This is a genomic window from Streptomyces sp. 1331.2 (assembly GCF_900199205.1).
GTDB lineage: Bacteria > Actinomycetota > Actinomycetes > Streptomycetales > Streptomycetaceae > Kitasatospora.
Window position 1 is genome coordinate 1368258 of the sequence record NZ_OBMJ01000001.1, and the last position, 14364, is coordinate 1382621.

13 protein-coding genes are annotated in these 14364 nt (G+C 74.1%); 7 read left to right on the forward strand and 6 right to left on the reverse strand.

What is annotated here, in order from left to right; genetic code table 11:
- Nucleotides 1-36: 36 nt before the first annotated feature.
- Nucleotides 37-810, reverse strand: a complete 774-nt coding sequence (locus CRP52_RS05890; RefSeq protein WP_097235422.1) for an SDR family oxidoreductase — start codon at nucleotides 808-810, stop codon at nucleotides 37-39.
- Between the two features lie 111 nt (nucleotides 811-921).
- On the opposite strand from CRP52_RS05890, the gene CRP52_RS05895 reads away from it, so the two are divergent.
- The 3 genes from CRP52_RS05895 to CRP52_RS05905 all read left to right on the forward strand — a co-directional run bounded on the left by CRP52_RS05895 (nucleotide 922) and on the right by CRP52_RS05905 (nucleotide 3795).
- Nucleotides 922-1611 (forward strand): TetR/AcrR family transcriptional regulator, encoded by a 690-nt coding sequence (locus tag CRP52_RS05895; RefSeq protein WP_097235423.1) that lies wholly within the window; start codon nucleotides 922-924, stop codon nucleotides 1609-1611.
- A gap of 143 nt (nucleotides 1612-1754) precedes the next feature.
- Nucleotides 1755-2849, forward strand: a complete 1095-nt coding sequence (locus CRP52_RS05900) for an enoyl-CoA hydratase/isomerase family protein (protein WP_097235424.1) — start codon at nucleotides 1755-1757, stop codon at nucleotides 2847-2849.
- 160 nt (nucleotides 2850-3009) lie between these two features.
- On the forward strand, nucleotides 3010-3795 hold the full coding sequence (locus CRP52_RS05905) for an enoyl-CoA hydratase (RefSeq protein WP_097235425.1): 786 nt from the start codon (nucleotides 3010-3012) through the stop codon (nucleotides 3793-3795).
- Nucleotides 3796-3877: 82 nt separating this feature from the next.
- Here CRP52_RS05905 and CRP52_RS05910 read toward each other — a convergent pair whose 3' ends face one another.
- Complete coding sequence (locus CRP52_RS05910) at nucleotides 3878-5758, reverse strand: NAD-binding protein (protein ID WP_097235426.1); 1881 nt, start codon at nucleotides 5756-5758, stop codon at nucleotides 3878-3880.
- A 205-nt stretch (nucleotides 5759-5963) separates the two neighbouring features.
- Between CRP52_RS05910 and CRP52_RS05915 the strand changes: the two genes are divergently transcribed.
- A complete protein-coding gene (locus CRP52_RS05915) occupies nucleotides 5964-6563 on the forward strand; it encodes an HdeD family acid-resistance protein (protein WP_306458841.1) in 600 nt (199 codons plus the stop codon).
- Nucleotides 6564-6606: 43 nt separating this feature from the next.
- On the opposite strand, the gene CRP52_RS05920 is transcribed toward CRP52_RS05915, so the two are convergent.
- The 3 genes from CRP52_RS05920 to CRP52_RS05930 all read right to left on the reverse strand — a co-directional run bounded on the left by CRP52_RS05920 (nucleotide 6607) and on the right by CRP52_RS05930 (nucleotide 10355).
- Complete coding sequence (locus CRP52_RS05920) at nucleotides 6607-7245, reverse strand: DUF6461 domain-containing protein (protein ID WP_121178566.1); 639 nt, start codon at nucleotides 7243-7245, stop codon at nucleotides 6607-6609.
- 52 nt (nucleotides 7246-7297) lie between these two features.
- Nucleotides 7298-8860, reverse strand: coding sequence for a CoA transferase (locus CRP52_RS05925; RefSeq protein WP_097239868.1), 1563 nt, complete (start codon nucleotides 8858-8860; stop codon nucleotides 7298-7300).
- Between the two features lie 199 nt (nucleotides 8861-9059).
- Nucleotides 9060-10355, reverse strand: coding sequence for a cytochrome P450 (locus tag CRP52_RS05930; RefSeq protein ID WP_097235428.1), 1296 nt, complete (start codon nucleotides 10353-10355; stop codon nucleotides 9060-9062).
- 268 nt (nucleotides 10356-10623) lie between these two features.
- Here CRP52_RS05930 and CRP52_RS05935 point away from each other — a divergent pair, with 268 nt between their 5' ends.
- On the forward strand, nucleotides 10624-11508 hold the full coding sequence (locus CRP52_RS05935; protein WP_143685656.1) for a hypothetical protein: 885 nt from the start codon (nucleotides 10624-10626) through the stop codon (nucleotides 11506-11508).
- Nucleotides 11509-11790: 282 nt separating this feature from the next.
- On the opposite strand, the gene CRP52_RS05940 is transcribed toward CRP52_RS05935, so the two are convergent.
- Nucleotides 11791-12054, reverse strand: coding sequence for a zf-HC2 domain-containing protein (locus CRP52_RS05940; RefSeq protein ID WP_097235430.1), 264 nt, complete (start codon nucleotides 12052-12054; stop codon nucleotides 11791-11793).
- A 55-nt stretch (nucleotides 12055-12109) separates the two neighbouring features.
- Here CRP52_RS05940 and CRP52_RS05945 point away from each other — a divergent pair, with 55 nt between their 5' ends.
- Nucleotides 12110-12673, forward strand: a complete 564-nt coding sequence (locus CRP52_RS05945; protein WP_097235431.1) for a sigma-70 family RNA polymerase sigma factor — start codon at nucleotides 12110-12112, stop codon at nucleotides 12671-12673.
- Nucleotides 12674-12930: 257 nt separating this feature from the next.
- Nucleotides 12931-14304 carry an MFS transporter gene (locus CRP52_RS05950; protein WP_097235432.1) on the forward strand — a complete coding sequence of 458 codons (1374 nt, stop codon included), beginning with the start codon at nucleotides 12931-12933 and terminating at the stop codon, nucleotides 14302-14304.
- The last annotated feature ends 60 nt before the right edge of the window (nucleotides 14305-14364 follow it).

Sequence of the window (14364 nt, forward strand, 5' to 3'; positions counted from 1 at the left end):
CCCGCGCCCCTCGCCCCGCGCCCGCGCCCCGCGCGCCTACAGCCCCGCGCCGCCGGTGGCGTCGATGACCCGTCCGGTCACCCAGCGCGCGTCGTCGGAGGCGAGGAAGGCGACGATGTCCGCGATGTCCTCCGGCTGCCCGACCCGGCCGAGCGCGGCGACCGAGGCCGCGTAGGCCTCCGCCTCCGCATTTCCGCGCAGCCAGCCCGCGTTGACGTCGGTGTCCACGATGCCGGGGGCGACCGAGTTCACGGTGATCCCGCGTGGCCCGAGCTGCTTGGCGAGGTTGAGGGTGAAGGTGTCCAGCGCCCCCTTGGTCGCGCCGTAGGCGATGATCTCCGGCATCGCCAGCCGTGCGGCACCACTGGAGATGTTGACGATCCGGCCGCCGTCCCGCAGCCGCTCCAGCCCGTGCCGCACCACGAAGAACGGTGCACGGACGTTGACGGCGAACAGCTCGTCGAACTGCTCCTCGGTCAGCGCGCCGAGGTCCGCGCTTCGGCCGATCCCGGCGTTGTTGACGATGATGTCCACCCCGCCGCCCGGGGCGTGCGCCCCGATCCCGGCGTCGAAGGCGTCCCACAGTGCGGCCGCGTCGCCGTGCCGGCCGAGCTCGGCCCGCACCGCGAACGCCCGGCCGCCGTCGGCGCGGATGCCCGCCACCACCTCCTCGGCCGCCGCCGCGTCGCGGGCGTAGCCGACCGCCACGGTGGCGCCGTCCCGTCCGAGCCGGCGGGCAATCGCCCGGCCGATCCCCCTACTACCGCCCGTGACCAGCGCCGTCCTGTCCCGAAGTCCGTACGCGCCCACGACAGATCCTCCTCCTGTCGCAATCGGCGTTGCATCCCGATAATTATTGAGCAATCGCTCAAGAAATAACCTAGCACACACTTCTTGAGTGAGTGCTCTAAAATTCAACGCATGACCGAGGCAACGGCAGGAGCACAGGCGACCGACGGCGCGACGGCCGCCCCCGACCCGGGCCCCGCCCACGGAACAGGCCCCGCCACCCCGGCCCGCCCCAGGCGCGGCCGCCCGCCGACCTTCGACCGTGCCGAGGCCCTGGCCGCAGCCACCCGGCTGTTCTGGGAGCGCGGCTACGAGGCCACCTCCGTCACCGACCTGACGGCCGCCACGGGCATGCGCCCGGGCAGCCTGTACGCGGCGTTCGGCGACAAGCGCTCGCTGTTCGAGGAGGTCGTCCGCGCATACGGCAGCTCGCCCGTCGGCGCGTTCGCGGCGGTCGCGCTGGCGGAGGAGCCCACCGCGTACGGAGCCTTCGCCCGCATCCTGCGCGAGGCCGCCGCCATCTACCCCGACCCGTCCCACCCGGCCGGCTGCCTGGTGATCTCCGCCGCCACCAACGTCTCCGCACAGGACGCCGGCATTCAGGCCCGGCTGCGCGAATTGCGCAACGAGAACCAGCGGGGCTTCGAAGCGTGGCTGCGCCGGGCCGTGGAGGAGGGCGAACTGCCGCCCGAGGCGGACCCGAAGGCACTGGCCGGCTTCCTCGCCACCGTCATCCAGGGCATGTCGCAGCAGGCCCGGGACGGCGCCACCGCCGACGACCTGGCCCGCACCGCCGAACTCGCCCTGCGCGCCTGGCCCTGAGCCGGACCGGCTCGACAAAGGGGCGTCACCCCTCCTTTCCCCGGAGCCCGGCCCGGTGATCACAACTGCGCACCGCCCCCGGTACGGTGGACACGGACGTGCACGGCCGGAGTCGACATCACCGAGGAACGGGAGCGGGCCCGATGAACGCAGAGGTGGCGGAGGTCCAGGCGTTCCTGGACGGCAGCGTCGGACGGCTCGTGCTGAACCGCCCGCGGGCGCTCAACTCGCTGACCCACGGCATGATCACCGCCCTGCGCGCGACCCTGGACGCCTGGTCCACCGACGACCGGGTGCGCGTCGTCGTCCTGACCGGCGCGGGCGAGCGCGGCCTGTGCGCGGGCGCCGACATCCGCGCGATGCACGACGACGCGAAGGCGGGCGGGGCCGGCACCCGGGCGTTCTTCCGTGACGAGTACCTGCTGAACGCGCTGATCGCCCGCTACCCGAAGCCGTACGTCGCGGTGATGGACGGCATCACGATGGGCGGTGGCGTGGGCCTCTCCGCCCACGGCGCGGTCCGGATCGTCACCGAGCGCTCCACCGTCGCGATGCCGGAGACCCGGATCGGCCTCGTCCCGGACGTCGGCGGCAGCCGCCTGCTCGCCCACACCCCGGGCGAGTTGGGCCTCCACCTCGGTCTCACTTCCGCCTCGATGGGCCCGGGCGACGCGCTGCTGTGCGGGTTCGCGGACCACTACGTGCCCTCCGCGCGGATACCGGAGTTGCTCGACGCCCTCACCCGCGCCGCCGCCACCGACCTCCTGCCCACGGCCGCCACGCCGGTCACCGCCGTCGATGCCGTCGATGCCGTCGTCGCCGCGCACGCCGAGCCCGCGCCGCCCGCCGTCCTGGCCGGGCAGCGCGCCTGGATCGACGCCTGCTACGCGGCCGACACGGTCGAGGAGATCGTCGAGCACCTGCTGAACTCCGGTGTCCCGGAGGCGAAGGAGGCGGCCGAGCTGGTCCTCGGCAACTCCCCCACCGCCGTCAAGGCCACCCTGGCCGCGCTGCGCCGGGCCCGTACGCTGCCCTCCCTGGAGGCCGTGCTCGACCAGGAGTACCGCATCTCCTGCGCGGCGCTGGACGGCCATGACCTGGTCGAGGGCATTCGCGCCCAGGTGATCGACAAGGACCGCAACCCCCACTGGGAGCCCGCCACCCTCGCCGAGGTGACGGAGGCCGACGTCGCCCGCTTCCTCGCGCCGCGCGAGGGCGAAGAGCTGGGCCTGGCCTGACGACGTCCCGGGTCGATATCCCGGGTCGACGGCTCGGGTCGACGGCTCGTGACCGGCGTCTCGCATGTCAAGACTGGCGCGAGGCGGGGCACGTCGTAGATCGTTGGGTGGTCAGGGCGCGCCCGCGCGGCGCCGAGCAGCGGAATGGGAGTCGACGGCGATGACCGAGACCGAGACCTACGAGACGATCCTGGTCGAGCGCAAGGGCCGGGTGGGGCTGATCACGCTCAACCGGCCCAAGGCGCTCAACGCGCTGAACACCCAGCTGATGAACGAGGTGGTCGCGGCCGCGACCGCCTTCGACCGGGACCCGGAGATCGGCTGTCTGGTGATCACCGGCTCGGAGAAGGCCTTCGCGGCCGGCGCCGACATCAAGGAGATGCAGGGCAACCGCTTCCCGGACGTCTACCTGGACGACTGGCTGGGCCCGTGGGACCGGTTCGGCGCGCTGCGCAAGCCGGTGGTGGCGGCCGTCGCCGGCTTCGCCCTGGGCGGCGGCTGCGAGCTGGCAATGATGTGCGACATCCTGCTGGCGGCGGACACCGCGAAGTTCGGCCAGCCGGAGATCAAGCTCGGCGTCATCCCCGGCATCGGCGGCTCGCAGCGGCTGACCCGGGCGGTCGGCAAGGCGAAGGCGATGGAGCTGTGCCTGACCGGTCGGATGATGGGGGCCGAGGAGGCCGAGCGAGCGGGCCTGGTCTCCCGGATCGTCCCCGCCGACCAGCTGCTCGCGGAGGCGCTGGCCACCGCCGAGACCGTCGCCGCGATGTCCACCCCGGCGGCGATCACGCTCAAGGAGAGCGTCAACCGGTCCTTCGAGACCACCCTGGCGGAGGGCGTCCGCTTCGAGCGCCGACTCTTCCACGCGACCTTCGCCACGGCGGACCAGAAGGAGGGCATGGCCGCCTTCGCCGAGAAGCGCCCGCCGTCCTTCACCAACCGCTGACAGATGACAGATAACAGATGACAGCTGACAGATTTCATCATCTGAAATCTGTCAGCTGTCGGTCGTCACCCGCCCCGCCGGCTCACTCCTCCACCGCCGCCGTGTTCAGCCGGGCGAGCCCGCTGCGGGTGGCGGCCACCACGATCCGGTCGCCCGGGGCGAGCTGCCGGGTGCGGTCGGGGAAGTTCCACTGCACCTGCGCGCTGCGGGCGAGGCGGACGGCGATCACCCGGACGCCGCCGGGGTCCTCCAGGTCGTGCCGGTTCAGGCCGATCAGCCCGCTGCCGTCCTCCACCGTCAACTCGGCGATCAACAGCACGTGCCGGAACACCGACAGCGTCCCGCGCACCTCCCGCCCCATCAGCGCTGCCGCGAAGGCGGGCGCGGCCAGGTAGGAGACCGACCGCGAGGCCGCGTTGTCCAGCGTCTTGTAGAAGTGCCCGGCGAAGTTGTCGTCGAACAGCCGCACCACCACCCGGACTTCGGGATTGCCGTGCCGTGCCTCCAGCGCGGCCTCCAGGTTGGTGGCATCGTCGCCGCTCACCGCGACCAGTGCCCGGCTGTGCTTCAGCCTGGCCCGGCGCAGCTGCTGCTCGAACGGGCCGTCGCCCATCACCACCGGGATCCCGAGCGCCCGGACGGCGGCGATGCCGCGCGCCTGCGGGTCCCGCTCCATGCACACCACCGGCACGCCCAGATCGTGCAGTTGGGTGGCGACCCGGGTGCCGACGTTGCCGAGTCCGACGACGATCACGTGGTCCCGGGTACCCGCCCCGGGGTTGCGCGGTTGCCCGCGCCGCCCCGAGCCCAGCACCTCGACCGCGATGGCGGTGGCCACCGGCGCGAAGGTGATCCCGCAGATGGTGATCACCACCTGGGCGACCCGCTGCCAGAGGCCGCCGGTGCCCGTACCGGCGGCGATGTCGGAGGGCTGGTCCGGCTGGGCGGCCCCGGCCAGGTCGAGCAGCGAGATGTAGACGGTCCAGCCGAAGTCCCGGTTGAGGTACCAGAGCACGCCGAACGCCATCAGCACGGCCGCGAGGGCGGTGAGCAGCACCATCCGCATCCGGGCGCTGGTGAAGAAGCGCATGGTGTCGAGCAGCCGCCAACGCAACCGCCGCCGCCAGCCGATCGGTTCCCGTGGCTCGATCCGCAGCACCTGCAGCGCGGCGGTGCCGCCCGGTTCCCGTTCCGTTACGGGGTCGGCCGTGTCGGGGTCGGCGGCGGCTTCGGTGCCAGCTTCGGTGCCAGCGTCCATCGAGGCTTCGGGTTCGGGTTCGGGTTCGCGCCGTAAGCCTCCGGGCCGGATCGGTCCGTCGTCGCCGAACTCGCGGGCGAGCCGAACGAATTCGGCCGAGTCGCCCTGCTGCTCGGGCAGCAGCCGGATCTTGCTGAGGTCCTGCCGGTCGATCTGGTCGGCGACCACGCAGAGTCGGTCGGAGGTGATCGCGTCGTCGAAGGCGATGTGCAGGTAACGCCCGTCGACCTCGACCGAGTTGGGGCGTCCGAGCGCGGCGGCCGCGAAGGCCGGGGCGGCGGTGGCGGAGCCGGAGAGTGCGGCGCCGTTCTTGAGCAGCCGTTCGATGTTCTCGCCGAGCCGCTGGTTGAACATCCGGAACACGATGCGGATGTCGGGGTTGTGATTCTGCGCGCTGAGCGCGGCGTGGATGTTCTCCTGGTCGCTTCCCTCGACCAGGGCCAGGCCGCGGGCGGTGCCGATGGACACCGCGCGCAGGGCCTCGTCGGTGATGCTGGTGTACTCCACAACGGCCGCGACTCCGGCGAGTTGCTCGATCTGCGGCGCGTGGTCGCGGGTCCGGTCGGCGACCAGGACGACGACCGGGACCTCGTAGTGCTCCACGAGTTCCAGGATCAGCCGGTGCGCCAGCGCGTTGCCCCCGCAGACGATGTAGTGCTGGCAGATCGGCTCGACCGGAGGGGTCCCCCACCCTTCAGAAGTCATACCGCCGGATGATATCGACGGCGAGTGTCCGGAGGATGTCGTTCCGGCGACTGCGGCGAATCCCTCGAACGGCGGTATCCGGCACGCGGTCCGGCGGCGGTGCGAAGAGGCTGGGGTTCGTTCCCTGCCCGTCGTTCCCTGCGCTCCGTCCCCTCTCCCTCTCCGTCTCCCTCCCCGTCGAATTCAGCCCGAGGAGTATGCCATCGTGGTTCCTCCGATCGTCACCCCCGACGGTTCCCCGATCCAGGGACCGCTCGGCATGCTCGCCAAGGCCGCCTGGCAGGTCCTGCTGGTCGCCGGACTCGCCTCGCTCGCCCTCGGGATCGTGGTCTTCGCCTGGCCGGAGGAGACGCTGCTGGTGGTGGGCGTGCTCTTCGGCCTCTACCTGCTGGTGATCGGCATCGTGCAGCTGGTCGCCGCCTTCGGCACCCACGTCACCACCGCACTACGGGTGATGGCCTTCATCAGCGGGGCGCTCTGCGTGCTGCTGGGGCTGCTCTGCTTCCGCAGCGCGGTGCGGTCGCTGGTGCTGCTCGCACTCTGGATCGGCATCGGCTGGCTCTTCCGCGGCATCACCCAGCTCGCCGCCGCGATCTCCGACCCCCTGATGCCGGCCCGCGGCTGGCAGGCCTTCGCGGGCGTGGCCAACACGCTGGCCGGCGTGCTGCTCCTGGTCTGGCCGGTCGAGTCGATCGCCGCGCTGGCCGTTCTGGCCGGCTGCTGGCTGGTGATCCTGGGCCTGATCGAGATCGTGACGGCGGTCCAGGTACGAAGTCGCGCCAAGCAGATCCCCTCGGGGACCTGACCAGCGGATCGCGGACGCCGCGGCCGTGATGCCGGCGCCGGCATCACGGCCGCGGCGCGTAACCGAGCCGGAAGGTGGCGGCCTCCAGCCCTTCCGGGGTGAGCCGGACCCCGGTCAGCCGCTCGGCCAGCGCGAACGCGGCCTCGGTGTGCAGCTCGTACCGCTCCCCGTCGAGGTGGAAGCCGCAGGCCGTCAGCAGCTCGACGGTGCCCGGGGCGTCGGCGTCCGAGCCGTGCCGCTGGTCGGCGAAGAGCGGCTCGAACTGGAGCCGGCAGTCGCTGTGCTCCCACCAGTTGAAGTGGTCCTCGCCCATGGCGCCCCGGTAGTGCGAGACCAGCCGGGTGCCGTCGGCGAGGCCGGGGATCAGCTCGTACAGGCTCCCGAGGTAGCCGAAGGCCTCGACCGCGAGTGCCCAGCCGTCCAGTTCGGTGACGGCGACGAGCAGCCGGTCGTCGTCCTCGCCGAGCAGGGCCTCGGCCTCCTCGTCCTCACCGTCGTCGAAGGTCTCCCAGGCCTGGACCACGGCGCCCAGCCCGGTGACCTCGCGGCCGGGCAGGGCGTCGAAGCGCCGCAGCAGCTCCTCGGCGGAGATCCCCCGGACCTGGGTGAGGCAGTACGCCTCGCCCAGGACGGGGTAGCGCTGTTCGAACCAGGTGTAGTCGGTGGCGTGTGCGGTGGTCATGGCCCCGATGATGCCGGACCCCACCGACAACGCCGGTCGGGTGGCGCCGGGGTCAGAGCCAGACCGGCGCGTCCGTCCCCCACCGCCCGGGCGGGCGCGACCAGTCGGTGGGCGCGCCCTCGTACCCGATCGGCGGCAGGGCGTGGCGCAGTCGCCCGTACGCGGAGTCCGTCTCGACGAGCCACCGGGACGGGTCGTAGGCCTCGGCGGCGTGCGCCTCGGGGGCGTGCACCTCGGGGGCGTGGGGCTCGGGCGAGGCCTGGGCCGGCTTCTCCGGTTCGATGCCGTGCAGCAGCCAGGAAGCCGTGCCGGCGAGGGCGAAGCGCAGGTGGCGGCCGCCGGGGCGGCGGGTGCGCTGGTCGGTGAGGGCGCGCAGGACGGCGGCGGCGATGAGGTATCCGGTGCCGTGGTCGAGGGCCTGGGCGGGCAGGACGCCGGGTCGGCCGTCGGGGCCGGCCTCGTGGCCGGCGATGCCGACGCCGGCCTGCACCAGGCTGTCGAAGCCGCGTCGCCAGGCCCACGGGCCCCGCCAGCCCCAGGCGCAGATCTGGGCCACGACCAGGTCGGGGCGGCGGGCGAACAGCGCGTCGGGGGCGAGGCCGTGGGCGTCGAGGGCACCGGGGCGGTAGCCGCTGACGACGACGTCGGCGGTGGCCAGCAGTTCCTCGAAGACGGCGCGTTCGGCGGGCTCGGCGAGGTCGAGGCGGGTGGAGCGCTTGCCGAAGCCGGTGTCGGCGTGGGCGTCCTCGGCCTCGGGCAGTCGGGGCGAGTCGATGCGCAGGACGTCGGCGCCGAGCAGCGCGAGGGTGCGGGTGGCAACGGGGCCGGCGATGACCCGGGTGAGGTCGAGGACCCGGACCCCCGCGGCGGGCCGGTCCACCGGGGCCGCACCGAGCGGACGGGCCCCGGCGGCAGCGGCGCCTTCGGCCTCGCCGCCGACGACGTCGACCTCCCACTTCTCCACCAGGGGGTGCATGGCCGTACTCACCGGCGCGACAGCCACCGCGAGCGCCCCCGCCGCGTACGCGCGCTCCTGGACCTGCTCGGCCGGCAGCGTGCGGAGCATCTCGGCGAGTTGCTCGGGCCCGGCGTCGGCGGCGAGGTCGAGGGCGGCGAGCAGCCGGGCGCGGTGGTGCGGGTAGTTGGCGTGGGTGCGCACCCAGCCGTCGGCGGTGCGCCAGAAGCCGGAGTGCGGGGCGAAGTTGACGGGCGTACGGCCGTCGACCGTCAGGTGTCGCTCGCTGACGAAGGCGGTGGCGACCGCACCCTCGTCCACCCGGACGGCGGGTACGGGGCCACCGCTGCGCAGGGCGGCCAGTTCGGCGGCGGCGAGCGAGCAGGCGGCCACGGTGGCCCGGGCGAGACGCCGCACCGGCAGGCCGGAGGGCAGGACGTCCTGCGGGCCGTGGAAGCTCACCCGCTCCAGCAGGTCGGGCGGTCCGCCGAGGGCCGCCCAGGCATCGGCGGTCGCACGGTCGACGGTGGCGCGGTCGGCGGTGGCACCTCCGGCAGGCGCACCTCCGGCGGGCCCGCCACCTGCGGGTTCACCTCCGGCGGATTCACCCCCGGCGCTCGCGGGACGGACGGAGCCTTCGGGCAGCGGACGATCGGTCATGACCGGCATTGTGCTCCCCTTCTCACGCGCTCGCCGTGACGCCCGCCACCAGCACCGGGGAGACGCAACACGGGCAGGGCGGCGTGGAGGTGGCCGGTCCTGACGACGCGGCAGCTGAAGTCCGATTCGGGGGCTGGCGATCGGGAGCTGGCGATCGGGAGCTGTCGGTTCGCCGGGTACGGTGCGAGACCGCGGGGGCTCAGAAGGTGAAGCGCAGCGAACGGACCCGGTGGTCGAAGCTGGACGGGACGAGCTCCGGCTCGCCGACCGAACGCGCCTCGGGCAGGCGGGTGAACAGTTCACGGAACAGCGCCGTCATCTCCTGTCGGGCCAGGTGCGCGCCGAGGCAGTAGTGCGGGCCTCCGCCGCCGTAGCCGAGGTGCGGGTTGGGGGTGCGGGTGATGTCGAAGGCGTCCGGGTCGGGGAAGACGGCCTCGTCGCGGTTGGCCGACCCGTAGAACAGCGCGACCTTCTCCCCCGCGCGCAGCAGCGGGCCGCCGGGGCCGCCGAGCTCGTGGTCGACGGCCAGGGTCCGGTGGAACTGGATGATCGGCGTGGCATGGCGGACGATCTCGTCGACCGCGCCGCCGAGCCGGCCGTCCGGGTCGGAGAGGAGCAGGGCGCGCTGTTCGGGGTGGACGGTCAGCAGGTGCAGGCCGTGGGCGAGTGCGTTGCGGGTGGTCTCGACCCCGGCGACCAGCAGGAGGGTGAAGAAGGCGCCGAGTTCGCGGCCGGTGAGCCGGCGGCCGTCGACGTCGGCGGTGACCAGCGCGGAGATCAGGTCCTCCGCCGGCCGGCGGCGGCGTTCCCGGCCGATCCCGGCCACGATGCCCTGCATCCGGGCGAGCGCCCGCAGCCCGCGGCCGGGCGACCGGAGCCGGTCGCGCAGCGAGCGCGCCACGCCGATGTCCGCGGAGGTGCGGTTGACCAGGTCGAGGATGGCGCGGCGCGGCTGCTCGGGGATGCCCATCATGGTGCAGATCACCTGGAACGGGAGTTCGGCGGCGACGGCGGCCACGAAGTCCTCCGGCCGCTCCCGCTCGACCCGGTCGACGAGGGCGGTGCTGATCCGGCGGACGTCCTCCTCGACCCGGCCGAGCAGCCGCGGGGTGAAGGCCCGGGAGACGATCCGGCGCAGCTGGGCGTGGCGGGGGTCGTCCAGGTTCACCATCGAGTCGCCGAAGAGCAGCCGGACCCAGCGGGCCGGGGCGGGGGTGGTGACGCCTGGGCCGCTGAGGAAGACGGCGGGGGTGCGGCTGGCCTCGGCCACGTGGGCGTGGCGGACCAGGGCGTGGAAGCCCCTTCCGGTGGCGCGGTCGCCGAAGAACACCGGGCCGGGGCGGCGGCGCAGCTCGGCGAAGGCGGCGGCGCGGGCGGGGGCGGGCAGCCGCCAGAAGCCGGGGTCGGCGAGGTCGGCGAGGTCGGCGAGGTCGGCCTGGTCCGCGCGGGCGACTTGGTCGGCGGGGCCCTGCGTGGCGTCCGTCGGCGTCTCCAAGGTCGGACCTCCCTGCTACTGGACGGCATCGTTCCGACATGTACGGAACGAACGGGCAAACCGCACGTGCCGGCCTGCGCACATTTAGTGATCAGGCGGTGACCACTTGTCAAGCTGCATCGATGGTCGTACGAGCAGACGTTCGGACTGGAGTGCGGGAAGGCGGCCGTCGACCCGACCTCCGGGCGAACGGCCGGGCATGGTCTCACGGGGCGGAACCGGCCAATACCGGAGGGTGCGGTACGGGCCGGGCGGGCCGGGTGCGACGATGAGTGCCATCGTGATGACCGACCGGATCCGCCAGCTGCGCGCCGTGGTCTTCGCCGCGTTGTGCGTGGCGATGGCCGCCACGGCGCACGTCGCCATGGCCGGGCCCGGGGTCTCGCCGACAGTGCTGACCGGCGCGTTCGGGGCGGTCCTCGGGCTGACCTGGCTGCTCGCCGGGAAGCGGCGCGGGCTCGGCGCGATCAGCGCCTGGATGGTCGCGGCGCAGACCGCACTGCACCTGCTGTTCGAACAGGCCGGGGCGCTCGCCCGCGGAGGCGGCGGCCTCGGCCGGCTCGCCACCACGGACTGGACGGCCCTGCTGCTCTGCAACCCGGACCGCGCGCCCGGCGGACTCTCGCCGGTCGAACTGGCCCGGATGGCGGGCATCGACCCGGACGCCCCACCGGCCACCGGCGGCCTGCACCCGATGACCGGGATGCACCACGGCACCGCGACCATGGGGCCGTCGGCCGACGCGATGGCCATGAACGGTGGCCTGTCCGGGATGGCGGGGATGCCCGGCATGACCGGCGGCACGTCCCAAGGGATGTCGCACGGCATGGCTCAGGGCATGACTCACGGCATGTCGCACGGCATGTCGCCGGGGATGGCCGCCGCCCACGTGCTGGCCGCGCTGGCTTGCGCCCTGCTGCTGTGGCGCGGCGACGCGGCACTGGTCCGGCTCTTCGAACTGCTCGGCGCCCTCGGCTCCGTCGTGACGGGGGCGCTGCTGCTCCCGCTTCTGGCGCTCTTCGCACGCCCCTTCGGCTACCGGGCCCCGACCCCGCCCCGGCCCACCGACGACCCGGCCTGCCCGCCCCGGTCGGTGCTGCTCACGCATGCCGTGGTCCGGCGCGGGCCGCCGGCCTTCGCCCTCGCCTGCTGACGCGCCCGCCGCTCCGCTCCCCCGGCCGCCACCGGCCGCCGGAACCCCGCGACGGGCAGGTCGCCCTGCCGTACGGCCGTGCCCTTCCGCCGGCGTGCCGCCAGGGCGCGGGCCCGCGTCCGCCCTCGTGCCTTCCCGCTTGACCGGGAGGTGCGACGAGCCGCGCGGCCGCCCACGGACGCCGACGGCGCCGCCCTGCGCGGGCGCCGTCCCCCGCCTTCCCCTCGGGACCTTTCCATGCCTGACTACGACGGCGCACCGGCTCGGCCCGGCGCCACCGTCCTACCGCTGCCCGGCCTGCGGGCCGCCCTCCTGCCCGGTCGCGAGCTCGGCCGACAGCCGGGCCGACAGCCTGGCCGACCACTCGGCCGAGGGCCCGTCGGCGGCGGCCGCCCGTACGTGGCCGCCCAGCTGCTCCGCCCGGGCCAGCCACTCCCGGCAGCCGGTGCAGCGCGCCACGTGCTTGTCCAGCCGGGTGTCCGGCAGACCGCTCGGTTCGCCGTCGAGCCGGGCGGACAGAGCGGTCCGGAACTGCGCACATCTCATGTGACCATCGTCTCGCACAGCGCCCGCGGCGTGACCGGCCGGGTCGGAGGACGCCGTGGATGACGAACAGCTCACCGCGCTCGCACTGACCGCCCGCTCCGGCCGCGCGGCCGACGTCGAGGCCTTCGTCCGTGCCACCCAGCGGGACGTCTGGCGCTTCGTCGCTCACCTGACCGACGTGCAGTCCGCCGACGACCTGGCGCAGGAGACCTTCCTGCGCGCGCTGCGCGGTCTGCCCGCGTTCGCCGGGCGCTCCTCGGCCCGCACCTGGCTGCTGTCGATCGCCCGGCGCACGGTGATCGACCGTTACCGGATGGCCGCCGCCCGGCCGCGCTGCGCGGCACTGCCGGACTGGCAGGAGGCGGCGGAGCGGCAGGGCGGCGCACCGGAGGCCGGGTTCGAGGACGGGGTCGCGCTCGACGACCTGCTCGACCGGGTGCCCGCCCAGCGCCGGGAGGCGTTCGTGCTCACCCAGGTGGTCGGCCTGAGCTACGCCGAGGCGGCCCAGGTCGCCGGCTGCCCGGTCGGCACCGTCCGCTCCCGGGTCGCCCGGGCCCGGGAGGAGCTGATAGCGCGGCTGCGGGCGGCGGACGCCGGGGAACTCGCGACCGCCTGCTGAGCAGGCGGGGCGGGTCGGGCGAACAAAAAACAGCTGACAGATAACAGATTTCGAAATCTGTTATCTGTCAGCTGTTATCTGTCAGCTGTCATCTGTCACCTGTCGGCCGTCACGCCACCCACCGCCCGTCGGCTGCCGCCACCACCGAAAAATTCCCCCACGTGTTCGGAACCGGAGCCCGCGCGCTTCCGACTGCTGTACCGGACGCCGCCGCCGAGGCGGTGTCCGGCACGGCGGCACCGAAACGGAGGGACTCCATGACAGCGCAACAGCCCATGACCGACACGGCACTGACGGACCGTCAGACCGCGGTGGTCGACCGCTGGAGCCTGGTCGTGGCAGCGGGCCTGCTCTCGTTCGTCGCGATGCTCGACATGAACGTGGTCAACCTCGCGCTCACCGACATCGCGCGCGGACTGCACGTCTCCGCCGGGGTCGCCCAGTGGGCCGTCCTCGGCTACCAACTCCCGCTCGTGGCCCTCCTCCTGCCCGCCGGGCGGTGGCTGGACCAGGTCGGCACCAGGTCCGCCCTGCTGCTCGCGGTCGGCTGCTTCGCCGGCTGCAGCGTACTGGCGGCCGTCGCCCCCTGGGCCGGCTGGCTGATCGCGGCCCGGCTGCTGCAGGGCGCCTTCGGTGCCGTGCTCTTCGTCCTGATGCCGGTGCTCGCCGCGACGTCCGTACGGCCCGAGCTGCGCGGGCGGGCGATGAGCGTGCCGGCTACCCTCGGCCCGCTCGGCGCCGTGACCGGCCCGGTCGTCGGCGGCCTGCTGCTCGACCACCTCGGCTGGCGGGCGATCTTCCTGGTCAAGCTGCCGGTCTGCCTGGCCGCCGTGCTGATCGTGCGGCGGCACGCCCCGCGTCGCGGCGGGCTGCGCCCGCCCGAGCGGGGTTCGCTCGGCGACGCCGCCCTGATCGGCGGCGCCGTGGCCGCCGTCCTTCTGGGGCTCACCCTGGCCCCCGGCGCGCCGCAGTGGCTCCTGCTGGCGCTGCCCGCTGCCCCGCTGGTGCTGCTGTGGCTGCGTCGCCCGGGCGGCCTGCCGGTGGCCGAGGTGCTGCGGGCGGCCGGTACCGCCGGGGTCAACGCCGCGGTGCTGGCGCTCGCCGCCGGGTTCTCGGCCTGCCAGTACCTGCTCGTCCAACACCTGCGCGGCCCCCGGGGCGAGAGCGCCACGGCCACCGCGCTGACCATGCTGGCGTTCCCGCTCGGCATGGTGCTGGCCGGACGGGTCGGCGGGCGGCTGGCCGACCGCTGGGGCGCCCGTCCGACCGCACTCACCGGAGCCGCCGTCACCACCCTCGGCCTGGCGCTGCTCGTCCCGCTGGACACCGGCTGGTCCCCCGTGGACATCGCCGCCCGGCTCGCCCTCGCCGGTGCCGGGATGGGCCTCAACGGCGGCCCGACCCAGGCCCTGGTGATGACCGCCTCCCCACCCGGGAAGCTGGCCACCGCCGGCTCCGCCGTCCAGCTCGCCCGCAGCCTCGGTTTCGCCCTCGGCCCGGCCCTGGCCACCGCCGCCGCGCTGGCCGGCGACCGTGCCACCACCGGGACCAGGGCCGGGATCGCCCTGGCCGCCCTGGTCGCGGCGACCGCCGTCGCCCTGCTCGCCCTGTACCGCCGCCCCCGGCCCTGACCCGCCCGCACCCGCTGCGCCACACCCGCACCCACGCACCCACGCACGCCCGTACGCCGG